Annotated in this window: 9 protein-coding genes; 5 read left to right on the forward strand and 4 right to left on the reverse strand. The window is 69.7% G+C overall.

All coding sequences use genetic code 11. The annotated features are described in order from the left end of the window. The first annotated feature begins 41 nt into the window (after positions 1-41). On the forward strand, positions 42-2,093 hold the full coding sequence (locus tag ACZ61C_RS38160) for an MMPL family transporter (RefSeq protein WP_465312782.1): 2,052 nt from the start codon (positions 42-44) through the stop codon (positions 2,091-2,093). Here ACZ61C_RS38160 and ACZ61C_RS38165 read toward each other — a convergent pair. Continuing rightward, a complete protein-coding gene (locus ACZ61C_RS38165; protein WP_465312783.1) occupies positions 2,090-4,426 on the reverse strand; it encodes a GH92 family glycosyl hydrolase in 2,337 nt (778 codons plus the stop codon). The two genes, ACZ61C_RS38160 and ACZ61C_RS38165, sit on opposite strands and share 4 nt — an antisense overlap. A gap of 23 nt (positions 4,427-4,449) precedes the next feature. Here ACZ61C_RS38165 and ACZ61C_RS38170 point away from each other — a divergent pair, with 23 nt between their 5' ends. After that, on the forward strand, positions 4,450-5,034 hold the full coding sequence (locus tag ACZ61C_RS38170; protein WP_465312784.1) for a hypothetical protein: 585 nt from the start codon (positions 4,450-4,452) through the stop codon (positions 5,032-5,034). Between the two features lie 41 nt (positions 5,035-5,075). On the opposite strand, the gene ACZ61C_RS38175 is transcribed toward ACZ61C_RS38170, so the two are convergent. Further along, complete coding sequence (locus tag ACZ61C_RS38175; RefSeq protein WP_465312785.1) at positions 5,076-7,247, reverse strand: 3-hydroxyacyl-CoA dehydrogenase NAD-binding domain-containing protein; 2,172 nt, start codon at positions 7,245-7,247, stop codon at positions 5,076-5,078. A gap of 8 nt (positions 7,248-7,255) precedes the next feature. Continuing rightward, complete coding sequence (locus ACZ61C_RS38180) at positions 7,256-8,467, reverse strand: acetyl-CoA C-acetyltransferase (protein WP_465312786.1); 1,212 nt, start codon at positions 8,465-8,467, stop codon at positions 7,256-7,258. A 159-nt stretch (positions 8,468-8,626) separates the two neighbouring features. On the opposite strand from ACZ61C_RS38180, the gene ACZ61C_RS38185 reads away from it, so the two are divergent. The 3 genes from ACZ61C_RS38185 to ACZ61C_RS38195 all read left to right on the forward strand — a co-directional run bounded on the left by ACZ61C_RS38185 (position 8,627) and on the right by ACZ61C_RS38195 (position 11,936). Next, entirely contained in the window at positions 8,627-9,799 is a 1,173-nt protein-coding gene (locus tag ACZ61C_RS38185) for a TetR/AcrR family transcriptional regulator (protein ID WP_465312787.1), read from the forward strand. Between the two features lie 98 nt (positions 9,800-9,897). Beyond that, positions 9,898-10,089, forward strand: coding sequence for a hypothetical protein (locus tag ACZ61C_RS38190; protein WP_465312788.1), 192 nt, complete (start codon positions 9,898-9,900; stop codon positions 10,087-10,089). Positions 10,090-10,100: 11 nt separating this feature from the next. Beyond that, the gene (locus ACZ61C_RS38195; RefSeq protein ID WP_465312789.1) at positions 10,101-11,936 is read left to right on the forward strand and encodes an HEXXH motif domain-containing protein; all 1,836 of its coding nucleotides are present in this window, start codon (positions 10,101-10,103) and stop codon (positions 11,934-11,936) included. Between the two features lie 18 nt (positions 11,937-11,954). Here ACZ61C_RS38195 and fxsT read toward each other — a convergent pair whose 3' ends face one another. Beyond that, the gene (gene fxsT / locus ACZ61C_RS38200; RefSeq protein ID WP_465312790.1) at positions 11,955-16,466 is read right to left on the reverse strand and encodes an FxSxx-COOH system tetratricopeptide repeat protein; all 4,512 of its coding nucleotides are present in this window, start codon (positions 16,464-16,466) and stop codon (positions 11,955-11,957) included.

Raw genomic sequence — 16,466 nt, forward strand, 5'->3', positions numbered from 1 at the left:
GCGACGCGGAGTAGGGCCTCACCGGCGAATCCTTGTCGCCCATGGACACCATCACTCGCACCACCGGGGGACGGCTGGCGCGCTTGGCCGGCTGGGCGCAGCGTCACCGGTGGCTCGCCGTCGCGCTCTGGGCGCTGGTTCTCATCGGCGTCACGTTCACCTCCCGTCTGGCCGGCGACTCCTACCACGACGACAACTCGCTTCCGGGCACCGAATCCCAGCAGGTCGTCGACCTGCTGCAGCACACCGCGCAATCGGGCGCGAGCGCGCAGATCGTCTTCAAAGCCGAGAACGGGCTCGCAGGTCAGCGCGCTGCAGTCGATGCAGTTCTGGGAAATGTCCGATTGCAGCCGCACGTGAGGGCAGTGACCGAGCCGTTCGAGACGCTGTCGCCCGACGGCCGGATCGGCTACGCGACCGTCACCTTCGACGCGGCGTCGGCCGACCTCCCGTACGACGACCTCGTGAAGTTCGCAGACGTCGCGAAGCAGACCGGCGCCGTGCAGGTCGCGCTCGCCGGCGATCCGGTCGAGCGGGTCTCGGGAGGCGGCGGCCCCGCGGAGGGCGTCGGGCTGCTGGCCGCGCTGGTCGTCCTCGTCTTCCTGTTCCGCTCACTGCTCGCCGCCGGCCTGCCGGTGATCACCGCGGTGTTCGCCGTCGGCAGCACGCTGGGCGTGATCACGCTCGTCTCGCACTACGTCGACATCGCGAGCTACACCGCGCCGCTGATGATGCTGGTCGGGTTCGGTGTCGGCGTCGACTACGCGCTGCTGATCTTCTCGCGCTACCGCGGCGAGATCCTCGCCGGACACGACCGCGACAGCGCGGCGCGGCGAGCCCTCGACACCGCCGGCCGCTCGGTGCTGTTCGCCGGGACGACGGTCATCATCGCGCTGCTCGGCCTGCTCGCGCTCGGGCTCGGCGGGCTGCGGGGGGTGGCGGTGGCCGTCGCGCTGACTGTCCTGATGACGATGCTCGCGTCGGTGACGCTGCTCCCCGCGCTGCTGTCGCTGTTCGGCAACCGGCTCGAACGCGGCATCCGCCGTCACGCCGCGAAGCGCGACCACGGGAAGGCGTGGCGCCGGCTCGCCGACGGCGTCCAGCGGCGTCCGCTGGCTCCGCTCGCCCTCGGGCTGGCCGTCCTCATCGGCCTGTCCCTTCCGGCCGCGGGCATGCGGCTCGGCTTCGCCGACTCGAGCACCGACCCGGCCGGATCGACGACGCGCCAGGCGTACGACCTCCTGGCCGAGGGCTTCGGGCCGGGCTTCAGCGGCCCGCTCGCGATCGTCACCGAAGACGGCGACCCCGGCGCGCTGCAGCAACGGCTCGCGTCGACCCCGGGCATCGCGCGGGTGCTGCCGCCGACGGGCCCGACCGTCCTGGTCTTCCCGACGACGTCACCCCAGGACGAAGCGACGGCCGAGCTGGTGACACGCCTCCGTACCGACGTCCTGCCGACGCTGCCCGGCCACTACCTCGTGGGCGGTTCGGTCGCGGCCGCGACGGACTTCGCCGACGCCGTCGCCGACCGGTTGCCGCTGTTCGTGCTGGTCGTCGTCGGGTTGTCGGCGCTGCTGCTGATGGTCGTGTTCCGGTCGATCCTCATCCCGCTCAAGGCCGCGCTGCTGAACCTGCTGAGCATCGGCGCCTCGCTCGGCGTCATGACGCTGGTGTTCGGCGACGGCTGGTTCGGCGCGCAGCCCGGCCCGATCGAGGCGTTCGTGCCGGTGATGATCTTCGCGATCGTGTTCGGGCTGTCGATGGACTACGAGGTCTTCCTGGTCTCGCGCATGCACGAGGAATGGCGCCGCACCGGCGACGCACGGCTGGCGGTGCGCGAAGGTCTCGCGTCGACCGGCGGCGTGATCACCGCGGCCGGCGCGATCATGGTGCTGGTGTTCGGCGCGTTCCTGCTCGACCCGTCGCGGATGCTGGCGCAGTTCGGCCTCGGCCTGGCGGTCGCGGTGCTGCTGGACGCGCTGGTGATCCGCTGCCTGCTCGTCCCGGCGATCATGCGCCTGCTCGGCGAACGGGCCTGGTGGCTGCCGCGGTGGCTGGACCGCCGGCTCCCGCACGTCGCGCTGGAGCCCTAACTCCCCCAGTTCGTCGGCGTCTCGGACAGGCGGAAGTCCAGCGTGCCGCCGGCGCGCTGGAAGGACGCGTCGAGCTTCCAGTCCCGCTGCGGCCGTCCGCCGCGGCGGACGTCCTGGACGTACTTGCCGTTGCCCGACGTCGTGATCCGGATCGGCGCGCCGCCCGCCGGCCGGATCACGGCGCTCGGGAACAGCGGGCTCGAGAGCAGCAGCTCCGCGGAGCCGGGCGTCCGCGGGTAGAGGCCGAGCGCGGCGAAGACGTACCAGGCGGACATCGTGCCGAGGTCGTCGTTGCCGGGCAGGCCGGACGGCCCGGTGGTGTAGACGGAGCTGACCAGCTGCCGCACGGTTTCCTGCGTCTTCCAGGGCTGCCCGAGCTCGTTGTACAGCCACGGCGCGTGGATGTCGGGCTCGTTCGTCGGGTCGTACTTCAGCGGACCGCCGCCCTTGAGCTGCCAGTTGCCGTTCGCGTCGTGGAAGAAGCCGTCGAGCCGGGTGACGGCGGTGGTCTTGCCGCCCATCGCGTCGGCGAGCCCGGAGACGTCCTGCGGGACCATCCAGGTGTAGGCCGCCGCGCTGCCCTGCGCGAAACCGCGGTCGCTCGCCGGGTCGAACGGCGTCACCCAGCCGCCGTCGACGTTGCGCGCCTGTGTGTAACCGGTGGCCGGGTTGAAGACGTTGCGCCAGTACTCCCCGCGCGCCTGCAGCTCTGCAGCTTCGCGGGTGCGGCCCAGCAGCTCTGCGAAATGTCCGATTGCGGAGTCCGCGACGGCGTCTTCGAGCGTCTCGGCGGCGCCTCCCCAGCAGTGGCAGACGTCGTTCGGCGCGTAGTGGGAGGCCAAGTACTGCGCGAGGTTCGGGCGCTGGCCGACACACTGGCCCGGGCAGCCGCCGTCCTGCAGACCTTCCGGCCTCGGGACGGTCGCCTGCTTGTACAGCGAGTCGAACGCGCCGCGGTAGTCGAAGTTGCGGACACCCATGGCGTAGAACGTCGCGACCGTGGCGGCCGACGGGTCGCCGGTCATCACGTGGGTCGCGCCGTTGATATGCACCCAGCGGTCCCAGACACCGTCGTTCTGCTTCGCGTAGTTGTAGAGCGACTGCGCGAAGTTCCCGGCGACGCGCGGTTCCAGCAGCGCGAGCAGCTGGATCTGCGCGCGGTACTGGTCCCAGCCGGAGAAGTTCGAGTACTGCGCGTCCTGCCCGCGTTCGACGCGGTGGAGCTTTCCGTCCATCCCGAGGTACCGGCCGTCGACGTCGCTGACGAGGTTCGGCTGCTGCAGGCTGTGGTAGAGCGCGGTGGTGAAGACGATCCGTTGGTTGGCGCTGCCGCCGCCGACGTCGACGCGGCTCAGCTCGGTGTTCCAGGCTCGCTTGGTGCGCTCCGCGATCGTGTCGACCGTGGACTTCCTGGGCTGCTCGGCCTGCAGGTTGCGTTCGGCACCGTCGAGGGAGACGTAGGAGATCCCGATCCGCATGGTGACCTTGCTGCCCGGCGCAAAGGTGACGTAGCCACCGGAGCCGCGCCCGGCGCGGTCGTTGCCGGTCGCGTACCCCTCGCCGCCGGTCTGGTCGGTGCCGCCGGGCTGCAGGGTCGCGTCCTTCCAGGTCCCGGTGCCGATGACCGGCTGGTCGAACTGCGCGGTGAAGTAGAGGCGATAGTAGGACTTGCGGTTGTTGACGCCGCCGTTCGCGCGGCGGCCGCAGAAGGCGCCGGTGAGCACGGACCCGGTGACCTTGCGGTTCGCCGCGTCGATGTGGGTCTCGGCGTCCTCGCTGCCGTTGAGTGAGTTCGAGGTGCGGAAGAGCAGGCTGGCCGGCTTCTGCCCGGGGTACTGCAGAGTGCCGATCGCGGTCCGTTCGGTGGCGGCGACATCGGTCGTCACGGCGTTGGCCAGGCCGAGACGGTACCGTCCCGGCGACGCTCCCTCGTCCGCGTGGTTGAAGTTGCTCGCGTAGATCGCGTCGGTGGTGTCGGCGGTTGGCGAGGAGGTGACGTCGCCGGCGAACGGCAGGATCGGCACGTCCCCGGCGGCGCCGGGGTTGCAGCCCGCTCCGTTAACGCGCGTTAACGCAAAGCCGCGGATCCGGGTGGTGTCGTACTGGTAGCCGTTGGCAGCACCGGTGGATGTCTGATCGCCGCGGGTGCTGGTCGGGCTCCAAGCGAGCATCCCGAAGGGCGCGGTAGCGCCGGGATAGGTGTTGCCGTCGCCGGCGGAGCCGATCAGCGGATCGACGAAGTCGGCAGGGCTCAAGTCGGCGGCGGCCGACATCGTTGTCAACGCGGAGGCGAACAGGGCGGCGGCCAGTGCCACCGTGACGGGACGGCGCATGGGCGGAGACTAACCCGCGTTCGATGGCCTTCGGGCGAACTGGAGCGGACAAACAGGCGGACACGCACTTCGCGCCGGTGCCCCGACGCAGTAACAAGTCGATCACCCCGGCAACACCTGAGCGCGGCGCCGCGACCTCATCACCATTCGACCACGGAGGCCGCCCCATGTCCGAACCCGAAGCCGCCCGGCTCCTGACGCATAAGCCCGTCCTCGTTTTTGTCCTGGGCACCGTACTGGCCATCGCCATCGTGGTCGCCGTCTCGGTCGCCACCGCCAAGCCTCAGACCTTCGACGTCAAAGGCAGCGTGAGCTACAACTGCTACCCGTGCGGGCTGTCGGACCACGACGAAATCGACGACGGCGCCCAGGTCACCGTCGCGAACGAGAAGAACGAGATCATCGGCGTCACCACTCTCAAGCTGGTGAAGCTCGACGACCCAGACCTGGCAGCTCTGGACCTCTACAACCGGACGTTCACGTTCACCTTCACCGGGATCGAGAAGGGCGCAGCGCGCTACGGCTTCCATGCCGGGGACAACACCCGCGCCACCGTCTGGAAGACCGAGGCCGAAGCCGCCAAGGAGGTCAACCTCGTCGTGAAATGACGAAGGCCGCCACCGAAGTGACGGCCTTCGTCGTTGAAGCCCTATTCGTAGATCTCGCCCTTGGCGGCCTTCTCCACGAGCGAAGCCGGCGGCTCGAAGTGGTCGCCGTAGCGGGCGGCCAGCTCACGAGACCGGTCGACGAAGCCCTGCAGGCCACCGTCGTACTGGTTGATGTACTGGATGACACCGCCGGTCCACGCCGGGAAGCCGATGCCGAAGATCGAGCCGATGTTGGCGTCCGCCACCGACGTCAGCACGCCCTCGTCGAAGCACTTCACCGTCTCGAGCGCCTCGGCGAACAGCATCCGCTCCTTGAGGTCCTCGAACGGCACCTCGACCGAGCCGGACTTGAACGCGTCGCGCAGCCCCGACCACAACCCGGTGCGCTTGCCGTCCTCGCCATAGGAATAGAAGCCCGCGCCTGTCGAACGGCCCTTGCGGTCGAACTCGTCGACCATCCGGTCGATGACGCCCTCCGACGCGTGCGCCTTCCACGTGCCGCCAGCCGCCTCGATCGCCTCGCGCGTCTCCTTGCGGATCTTGCGCGGGAGGGTCAGCGTCAGCTCGTCCATCAGCTGCAGCGGCGGTGCCGGGTAGCCGGCCTGCGAACCCGCCTGCTCGATCGACGCCGGCTCGACGCCCTCGCCCAGCGCGGCGACGGCCTCGTTGATGAACGTGCCGATCACGCGCGAAGTGAAGAAGCCGCGGCTGTCGTTGACGACGATCGGGGTCTTCTTGATCTGCAGCGTGTAGTCGAAGACCTTCGCCAGCGTCGCCGGCGACGTCTTCTCGCCGCAGATGATCTCGATCAGCGGCATCTTGTCCACCGGCGAGAAGAAGTGGATTCCGATGAAGTCCTCGGTCCGCTGCACGCCCTCGGCGAGCGTGGTGATCGGCAGCGTCGAGGTGTTGGAGCCCAGCACCGCGTCGGCGTTGACGACGCTCTCGATCTCGCCGAACACCTTGTGCTTCAGCTCGACGCTCTCGAACACGGCCTCGATGACGAAGTCGACACCCGCGAAGTCGGCCGGGTCGGCGGTCGGCTTGATCTTCGCCAGCAGCGCGTCCGACTTCTCTTGCGTGGTCTTGCCGCGCGAGAGGGCCTTCTGCTCGAGCTTGGCCGCGTAACCCTTGCCCTTCTCGGCCGCCTCCTGCGAGACGTCCTTGAGGACGACGTCGATGCCGGCCTTCGCCGACACGTAAGCGATCGCGGCGCCCATCATCCCGGCGCCGAGGACACCCACCTTGCGAGCGGTGTACTTCTCGAAGCCGTCCGGCCGCGAGCCGCCGGAGTTGATCGTCTGCAGGTCGAAGAAGAACGCCTTTGTCATGTTCTTCGAGACCTGGCCGGTGGCGAGGCTGATGAAATAGCGCGTCTCGATCAGGATCGCGGTGTCGAAGTCGACCTGCGCGCCCTCGATCGCGGCGGCCAGGATCGCCCGCGGCGCCGGCATGTTCGCGCCCTTGATCTGCTTGCGCAGGTTCGCCGGGAACGCCGGGAGGTTGGCCGCGAAGCTCGGGTTCGACGGCGTGCCGCCCGGGATCTTGTAGCCCTTGACATCCCAGGGCTGGACGCCGCCCTCGGGGTTCGCCTTGATCCACGCCTTCGCGGCGGGGACAAGCTCCTCGACCGTGCCGACGAGCTCGTGCACCAGGCCGAGCTCCAGCGCCTTGGCCGGACGGTGCCGCTGACCCTGCAGAAGCACGTTCAGCAGCGCGCTCTGGATACCCAGCAATCGGACAGTGCGCACAACGCCACCGCCGCCGGGCAGCAGGCCCAGCGTCACTTCCGGAAGGCCGATCTGGCTGCCCTTGACGTCCGCGGCGATGCGGTGGTGCGTCGCCAGCGCGATCTCCAGGCCACCGCCGAGCGCGGCGCCGTTGATCGCCGCGACGACCGGCTTGCCGAGCTGCTCGATCCGCCGCATCTGGCCCTTCATCAGGCCGGACGACTCGGTGAACTCGACCGCGTTCTCGGGCTTCGCCTGGATGAGGTCGTTCAGGTCGCCGCCGGCGAAGAACGTCTTCTTGGCGGACGTGATGACAACGCCGGTGATGGAGTCCTTCTCGGCCTCCAGACGGTCGACCGTGACGCCCAGCGACTCGCGGAAGTCGGAGTTCATCGTGTTCGCCGACTGCTTCGGGTCGTCCAGGGTCAGGGTGACGATGCCGTCGGAGTCCTGCTCCCAGCGGATGGTCTTGCTCTCGGCCATTAGTGTCCTCACACCCGCTCGATGATGGTGGCGACGCCCATGCCGCCGCCGATGCACAGGGTCACCAGGGCGCGGCGCGCCTGGCGGCGTTCGAGCTCGTCGACCACGGTGCCGACCAGCATCGCGCCGGTGGCGCCGAGCGGGTGGCCCATGGCGATCGCGCCGCCGTTGACGTTGACCTTCTCCTCGTCGAGGTGCAGGTCCTTGATCCACTTGAGCACGACGGACGCGAACGCCTCGTTGAGCTCCCACAGGTCGATGTCCTCGGGCTTGAGGCCCGCGGTCTTCAGGACCTTCTCGGTGGCCGGGGTCGGGCCGGTGAGCATGATCGTCGGCTCGGAGCCGATCGACGCGGTCGCCACGATCCGGGCGCGCGGCGTCAGCCCGAAGGTCTTGCCGATCTGCTCGGAGCCGACGAGCACCAGCGCGGCGCCGTCGACGATGCCGGAGGAGTTACCGCCGGTGTGGACGTGGTTGATCTTCTCGACCGAGTGGTACTTCTGCAGCGCGACGGCGTCGAAACCGCCCATCTCACCGATCATCGAGAAGGCCGGCTTGAGCTTGCCGAGACCCTCGACGGTGGAGCCGGGACGGCGGTGCTCGTCGTGGTCCAGGACCGTGACGCCGTTGATGTCCTTGACCGGGACGACGGACTTGGCGAAGTAGCCGCCGGACCAGGCCGCCTCGGCCTTCTTCTGCGAGCGCACGGCCCACGCGTCGACGTCCTCGCGCGAGAAGCCCTCGATGGTCGCGATCAGGTCGGCGCCGGTGCCCTGCGGGACGATGTAGTTGTCGTACGCGGTGGCCGGGTCCATGAAGAGCGCGCCGCCGTCAGAGCCCATCGGCACGCGCGACATCGACTCGACGCCGCCCGCGATGATCAGGTTGTCCCAGCCGGAGCGGACCTTCTGCGCGGCGGTGTTGGTGGCTTCGAGGCCGGAGGCGCAGAAGCGGTTGAGCTGCACGCCGGCGACGGTCTCGGGGAGGCCGGCGTTCAGCGCGGCGGTGCGCGCGATGACCGCGCCCTGCTCGCCGACCGGGGAGACGACGCCGAGCACGACGTCGTCGATCACCGCGGGGTCGAGGTTCGGGTGGCGGACCTTGAGCTCTTCGATCAGGCCGACCACCAGGTCGACCGGCTTGGTGCCGTGGAGGGCACCGCCCTTGTTCTTGCCGCGAGGCGTGCGGATCGCCTCGTAGATGTAGGCCTCGCTACTCACAGAACAACTCCTCGCGAGCGGGTGGGACGTCTTCGTGCCTAGCCGTATCGCCGTCGACGATACCGGCCAGTAGCGCTAATGGCCATTAACATATCGCTGGATAACCCCATGGTGTCAATGGGTTGCAGGTGTGCCGTTAGCCGCTATCGTTCACTCACCATGACCGAAGTCCGCAACGCGCGCCCCCGCGACCGCAAGGCCCAGCTGGCCGCGGTGGCGGCGGAGCTGTTCCGCGCCCGCGGCTTCCCCGGAGTCGGCATCAAGGACATAGCGGACGCGGCGGGCGTCACCGGGCCGGCGTTGTACCGCCACTTCGCGGACAAGCAGGCGATCCTGGCGTACGTCGTCCTCAGCGGGTTTGAAGACCTGGAGGCGGTGACGGCGGAGGCGCTGTCGGACTCCGTTTCGCCCGCTGACCAGCTGGAATCACTCCTGGGCCGGCTCGCGACGCAGGCCGTCGAACGGCGCGAGATCGCCGCGCTGTGGCGCTGGGAAGGGCGTCATCTCCCGAAGGAGGACCAGCGGGAGATCGCCCGCCGGTCGACGCTCGCGCTGACGGCGTGGGCAAAGGCACTGCAGGTCCGGCGCCCCGATCTGCCGAGCGAGGACGCGGAGCTGCTCTGCTGGGCGGCACTGTCCGTGTTCGGCAGCGTGTCGGTCCACCACACGTCGGTGGCGCGCCGCCGCTTCGCCCAGTTGCTCGTCGAACTGGCCCTGGGTGTGCTCGACACCACACTCCCGCCGCCTGCGGTGCCGGAGCCACCGTTGTCGCGCCTCGGCACCCCGTCCCGCCGCGAGCAGGTCCTGGCGGAGGCGACAACGCTGTTCGCCCAGCGCGGCTTCCACGACGTGAGCATGGAGGACATCGGAGCGGCGGCCGGCATCGCGGGCCCCAGCGTGTACCGCCACTTCCCGAGCAAGGCGGCCCTGATGGTCGCAATCGGACATCGCGCGGCAGACAGGTTGGCGTTGGCGGCCGAGCGGGCACTGCAGGCCCCGGACGAGCACACAGCCCTGCGCCGCCTGGCGGCGTCGTACGTGCACACGATTCTGCACACGCCGGAACTGCTGGTGTCCTTCTCTGCGGACCGCGTGACGATGCCGGACCGCGACAAGGCGGACCTGCTGCGGGTGCAGCGGGACTACGTGGCCCAGTGGGTGACGCTGCTGTCGGAGGTGCGCCCTGCACTACCCCCGCGCGAAGCGAAGATCACCGTGCACGCGGCGTTAACGATCGCTAACGACCTGGCCCGGACCCGGCGAGTGGCGGCCCGGCCGAACTTCGAAGCGGAACTCACGACACTGCTGCACAGGGTGCTGGGCATCGCCTGATCGGCGCAGTGCGTCCGTCCCTGTCGCAACCGCGAGAAATGCGGGATGATGTTATCGGGCCGACGGGGTCCGTTCTCCCTGCGAAAGGGGAAATCGCGATGCAGTCACCGCGGACCGACGGGGACACGGGAATCGAATCGGAACTCGTCGACCTCGGCGCCGTGTCGCTGACCCGGTTGCGCACCCTTGACGGCAACCGGATGCGTAAAGCGTTACGACACGCGGTGGAACGGGTGGCCCACATTCAGGTGACCGCGAGCGGAAGCCAAGGGGCGAAACGGCTCGATTGACGAGGTCTGCAGTGCTCATCGAAGATCCCGAACAGGAACAAAAACCCGAACTGGCTCCGCACCACCTGCCATGGTCCGATTTCGATGCGCTCGCCCGCGGTGAAGGCGGCCCCGGCCCCGTCCGGAAACTGCGCGCGGCCGAGCGCAGCAGACGGTTGCTCCTGCTGCGCGGCCTGATCGACATCGCGAGCAAGACCCACGACCGCTTCGGCCCCCTGTCTTCGCCGGAATCGGCCTGGGAATTGCTCGCCCGGGTGCAGAACGCCGACCCCGACGCTCTGGAATTGGCGCTCGCGCACCCTTACACGGGCACCTGGGCGGGCTACACGACACGGCTCTTCCACCAAAAGGTCACCGGCGTCTGCCCGATCTGGGTCCACGTCGGGCATGTGCACTGCCTCGCGGCAGCCGCGGCCGTGCGTGCCGGGCTGCGGTTCGACATCGACGTCCCGGTGTGGCAGGGCAACGTGGCGCTGCCGACGCTCGGGATGGCCCACCTGACCACCGACGAACCCTTCTCGGTCGCGGAAGTCCACGGTCGCGAGGGCGAAGTCACGGTCGAGAACTGGTATTCACGGGTCCTGCTGCCGGCGGACCGATCGGCCGACGTGCCCGGGTGGTCCGGGATCCGCGACGCCACGGTGGTGGCCGATGGCCGCAGCCTGTCCGTCCGGCTCGACGATCTCGACCCGTACCGCGGTCTTTACGAACCGGTCGCCCCCCGGCGACTCTCCGGCCCGGAAGCCGAGTCGTGGCGCACCGTACTGGGCGAGGCCTGGACCCTGCTCGTGCGGCACCTGCCAGAAGTCGCCGACGCCCTGCCGGACGGTCTCGACTCCCTCGTTCCCGCCCCCGCGGTGCCGTTCAGGCAGCCGAGCGCCTCCAGCGGGGAAGCGTTCGGCAGTGCGATCATCGCGCATTCCGAGGACCCGGCATCACTCGCGGCGGCGCTGGTCCACGAGTTCCACCACATCCGGCTGGGCGGCCTCCAGCACCTCACCCACTTCACGGAGCCCGATCCTCGGGAACGGTTGTACGCGCCCTGGCGCGACGACCCACGGCCGATCGCCGGTGTCTTGCACGGCATCTACGCGTTCTTCGGCGTTACCGGGTTCTGGCGGCGGCTGGTCGCAGCCGAACCGGACAACGACCTGGCCGCGTTCGAGTTCGCCCTGTGGCGGGAGGCGGCTTGGCGCACGCTCCGGATCGTCGCCCCGGACGCCGCCCTCACCGAGGCCGGACGCCGTTTTCTCGGCGGTGTCGCCGAGCGGCTCGGTCCCTGGCAGCAGGAACCGGTTGCGTCCGGGCCGGCGACGTGGGCGGCCGCCGTTGCGACCGATCACTACGCGGGCTGGAGAGTCCGGCACCTGCGACCTGTCCCGGGCGCGGTCTCGGAGCTCGTCCGCGCCTGGCAGTCCGGCCATACCCGGCCGAACGCGGCGAAGCTGCTGGAATCCGAGAACCCCACCCCCGTGCCGGACGGGACCTGGCCCGACGCGCGCGCGGATCTGGTGCGTCTGCGGCTGGGGCCGGACGGCGCCCATCGGCTGGCCGCGAACTGGACGTCCGTCAGCGGTGCAAGCGTTGCGGACTTCCACTACGCCGCCGGTCGGACCGAAGCCGCGATCGACGGCTACCGCGCCGAACTGGCCGACCAGCCCGACAGCCCGTCTGCGCTCGTCGGCCTCGGCCTCGCCCTCTCCGCGCGGGGCACCGGCCCGGCAGCCAGGGCTTTGACGCACCGCCCGGAGCTCGTCCGGGCGGTGCACCGCCGGCTCCGGTCCGAACCCGGCGATGCGCCGTCACCGCAGACGGTGGCCGCGTGGATCGGCCGGTTCACGCACTGAAGCTCGTTCGGCTGTCCCCTACAGCGGCATCGGGTCGATGTCACAGTCGGCCCGGACACCGCGCGACGCGCTCAGCGTGCCCGGGTGGGTCTCGCCGAGAACGGCCCGGTACCGCTCCATCACGTCCTGGTAGAGCACGTCCGCTTCGTGTTCGTCGCCGAGCTCCCGGAGGTCGAGCGACCGGTTGAGCTGGGCGGCCAGCGTCGTCGGGTGGTCCTTGCCGAGGATCCGGCGGGACCGCGTCAGCATCTCGTCGTCGATCGCCGCGGCCTCCTCGAACCGGCCGAGTGCGAACAAGTCACTCGCGACGTCGATCGCGCACACGATGGAATGCGGGTGGTCGGCCCCGAGCACCGTCCGCAGCTGTTCGAGCGACCGTTCGTCGATCGCGCGCGCACTCGCCGGGTCACCTCCCAGCCGCAGGGTCACGCCGAGGTCGAGCGCGGCCGACAGCGTGTGCGGGTGCTGCTCGCCCAGGCTTTCCCGGTACAGGTTGAACACCTGCTCGCCGAGGGCGCGCGCCTTGGCGAACTCCTTGTCGTGCCGGAGGTCGATCGAGTGCCCGAGTGCACAGGCCAGCGCGTTCGGGTGCTTGTCACCGTAGCGTTCCCGGAACCCCTTGAGCGCGGCGTCCGACAGCGCCAGCGCGCCGGAGTGGTCGCCGTCCTTCCGGACCGCGACCGCCTGGTGGTACCGGCGTCGCAGGGTCCCGATGCTGTCCTCGCCGTACAGTTTGAGCGCTCGTTCGGCAATGCGCTCCTGCTCGATCCGCGCCCACGGGTACTCACCCAGCTCGCGTCGGGCGATGACCAGCAGCACCTGGGTGGAGATGGTCGCGTCGTGGTCGTACCCGAGGATCTGCGCCCGGCGGTCGTAGGTTTCCTGGGCGAGCCGGCGCGCCTCCTCGTATTCCCCGGTCAGCAGCAGGGAAACGACGAAGTCGTGCGCGGCGTTCAGCGTGATGGGGTCGTCCTCACCGAACAGCCCGCGTGTCTTCACGTAGGTCCGGTCGCCAAGGGCCCGCGCGGCCGCGAAGTCGCCGTTGGCCTTCAACACCAGGGCCACCGTCAGCTCGGCGTTGATCGTCTGTTCGGTGTTCGCGCCCAGGGTCTCCTGGTACAGGTCGACTGTCCGCTGCGCGACGTCGGCTGCTTCGGCATACCGTCCGACGACCCAGTAGTAGAACCCGAGCCGCTCGGAGGCCTGCAGCACCTGGGGATCGGCCTCGGGCCGGCCTTCCGCGTCGGCGTCCGATGCCGACCACGCGCGTACGGTCTGCTCCGCAAGCGCGAGCGCGCCGTCGTGGTCACCCCAGTGGTACAGGAACTTCAGCAGGTTGAGCACCAGCTCCCGGACCCAGCGGTCACGGCAGTCGATGAGTTCGGCGGAGTAGACGTGCGGCAACAGGATCTGGTACCGGGCCCAGTGCTTCGGCGACGCCGGGTCGCGGGGGTCCAGGTTGGCGAGGAGCATGTGCGCGCCGTGCCGCATGTGCGCCCGGTCCTGCCGGGTCAACCGGTTGCGCAGCACCAGCTGGACGAGCCGGTGCAGCACGATGGTGTCGTTGCCGTGGTCGATCTTCGCCAGGCCGAACCGGTTGATGTCGCGGACCGCGCGTCCGAGCTCCATCGGGTCGCGCAGTGCTTCGTCGAGCTCGGCCGAGATCTCCACGCCGCGCACACCGGTGAAGAGGCTGCGGGCGATCGGCTCGGGTGCGAAGAACGCGCACACCTGGAGGAGCTGGTGGGCCGCCGGATTGCGCCGACTGAGCTCGTCGAACGAGACGTTCCACGCCGCCGCCACCGAAACCTCGTAGTCCGCCGGTGCCGAGGTGCTGAGGACTTCGGTGACTTTTTCGTCGAACAAGCGCAGGTATTCGTGCACGGGCATCCCCGTTTCCGCCCGCCAGGCCGCGGCCTGGGCGATGGCGAGGGGGAGGTCACCGAGCTTCTCCGAGAGGAGGTCGGCTTCTCCGTCGGAGATCGCCGGACCACGTCGCCTCAGCAGTTCCCGGCTTTCCGCGCGTTCGAAGACGGCCACCTCGAGCGGCCGCGCGATACCGGCCCAGTCCGGGTTCCTCGACGTGACCAGGATTTCGCCGGGGCCGTTCACGGGGAAGAACCGGCGCACCATGTCCGGGTTCTCGGCCGAGTCGAAGACCAGCAGCCATCGCCGGTAGGGGCGGCCGAGCCGGAGCGCTTCCCGGACCGCCGGCACCGCGGTGATCGCTTCGTCGCAGCCGGGCAGGCGCAGGTGCTGGGCCAGCTCGGTCAACGACGACCGGACCTGGGTCTCCTCGGTGGCCTGGATCCACCAGACGAGGTCGTAGTCCTGCAGGTGCCGGTAGATGTACTCGACCGCCATCTGAGTCTTGCCGATGCCGCCCATGCCGTGCAGCGCGGCCGGCAGGACCGCGGTCGTCCCTGCGCCCAGGCGCTCGCCGAGCTGGTCGAGCAGCTCGTCACGCCCGGTGAAGTTCAGGTTCTTCGCCGGGATCCTTCCCCAGACCGGCGGGTTTTCGTCACTGGACGGCCGTTCGTGCCGGATCGTCGACGCCACGCTGGACACGGCACGGGCAGGGCTCACCGAGCTCCCCGCCGCGCCGGGATCCGGCAGGCCGTCCGGCTCGGGTGGGCTGATCGGGGCAGGAGCAGCGGGATCGCTCTGAGGACCGGCGAGCCGGTCAGGCGCCTGGGACATCGTGTCACTCACCGGTTCGATATTAGAGTCTAATGTGGATACACGGGCAGGGCCTTGCTGTTCCGTGCCCGCTTCTGCTTCGATAGTGTCAAGCCTCGCTGCGCGCGAAAGATACGGCCCGGAAAGTGCGGCCATGACGACTCGCTCGAGGGCGACCTCGTCGGCGGTCCCCGGTGCGGGCAAGGGGTCGGATGTGCTGTCAGGATCCTCCAGCGCGTCACGCAAACGGGTGAGAAATCCCCCTGCGGGACCGATGCTCCGCCGTGCCGTCAGCACGGCACGCACGGTTTCCGATCGACGCGCGCCGCTCAGCAGGACCTCGCGGACCTGCTGAGGGAAGTCCCAGCCCACGGTGTCCCACGGACCGTCGTCGCCGATGCGCTCCAGCAAGCCGCTCGTGAAGACTTCGGCCAGGTGGGCCGGCTCGGAGTCCGGCACGAGTTCGGCCTGCAGTGTCCGCGCGACACCGACCGTCACGGGTACCGCGGCCAAGAGCGTCGCCAGCCGGTACGCCGATGGAGACGCCTGACTGTGAAAGCGTTTCACCTGATCCCGCGGCGACGGCTCACGGGGTCTTGTTTCCGTTTTCGTTTCCGGATCGGTTTCCGGTCTCGGATCGCGCACCGGGGCCGACCGCTTGCGGGCAAGCAGGACCTTGGCCGTACGCGGTTCTTCGCCATTTCCGGTGAGCGTTCCGACCCACCAGCGCAGCCACCGCGGCTTGAGCTCCAGCACCGGCACCGGCACCGAATCCGCGACCAGCTCGGCCGACAGCTCCGGGTCGACCCAGCCGTCCGGGAGCTCCCACCGGTAGTGCCGGTTGGCACGCAACGGACCGGACGTCGCCAGGACCGCGCGGTGCACGTCGAGCCCGCTCCGCGGCCAAAGCCGTTGCGGCAGCAGGTGCAGGACGGCCACGGGCATCGCGCGGGCCCAGTCGGCCAATATCGGCGAAACGAGACCGAGCCGCCACGCGTCGGACACACCGTCGGTCAGCACCAGCATCAGCCGCCGTCCCGACGGGTCCAGCACCTCCGCGGGACCGCGCACCGGCGTGTCGAGCGTGCCCCCGTGCAGTTCCGGCTCGAGGACCGCGCCGTCCTCGGCTACCCCCGTCTTCCCGGTGTCGAGCATCCGGACCTGGATCGAGCGGAACGCCCCCAGCCGCTCCAGCAGGCCGACAAAGGCGTTCACCGTCGGCTTCCACAAGGCCAGAGACGGCGCAGCGTCGATCACGAGCGTCAGATCGAGCCATTTCCGCCGCCCCGGCCGGGTGACCGGCCACCAACGTCCGGTTTCCGCCGCCTGCTCGGCCGTTCGATCCTCGTCGAGTTCGACGTCGTCGGGGCGCCGAGACTTGACGAGCCGTTTGAGGGGCCGCAAGGAGCGCAGGAACTCCTCCGCGCCAGGCAATGCAGACGCACCGGCTCCCACCGCGGCCGACGTGTCTCGCCGCGGCTGCCCGAAGGCGATGGGTCTCCAGGAGAAGGGCGCTTTGTCCGACGCGGGGCCGTCCGGCTCGGCGTCGGACGGCTCGTCTCCCGGCTCGACGCCTTCCACCACGACGTCGGGCCGACGGGCTTCGTCGCCCGGCGGCTCGGGTTTCCCACCCGGGTCGGCCGTCGACTGCGGAGAACCGGATCCGGCACGCTCCGACGGCCGGGCGAGTGCGTCGTGGGTGCGGTCCGGCGGGCGCTCGGCTACGGATTCCTCTCCCGGGCCGCGGTGCGCGACGGCGCCCTGCATCACGGCGGCGAGCCAGAGTGCGTCCGCGAGCTCCCGGGAGGTCAGCTCTGGGGCATCCGGAACGCCGGCCGATCCACCCACCAT

It is taken from the genome of Amycolatopsis sp. NPDC104587, assembly GCF_055583645.1.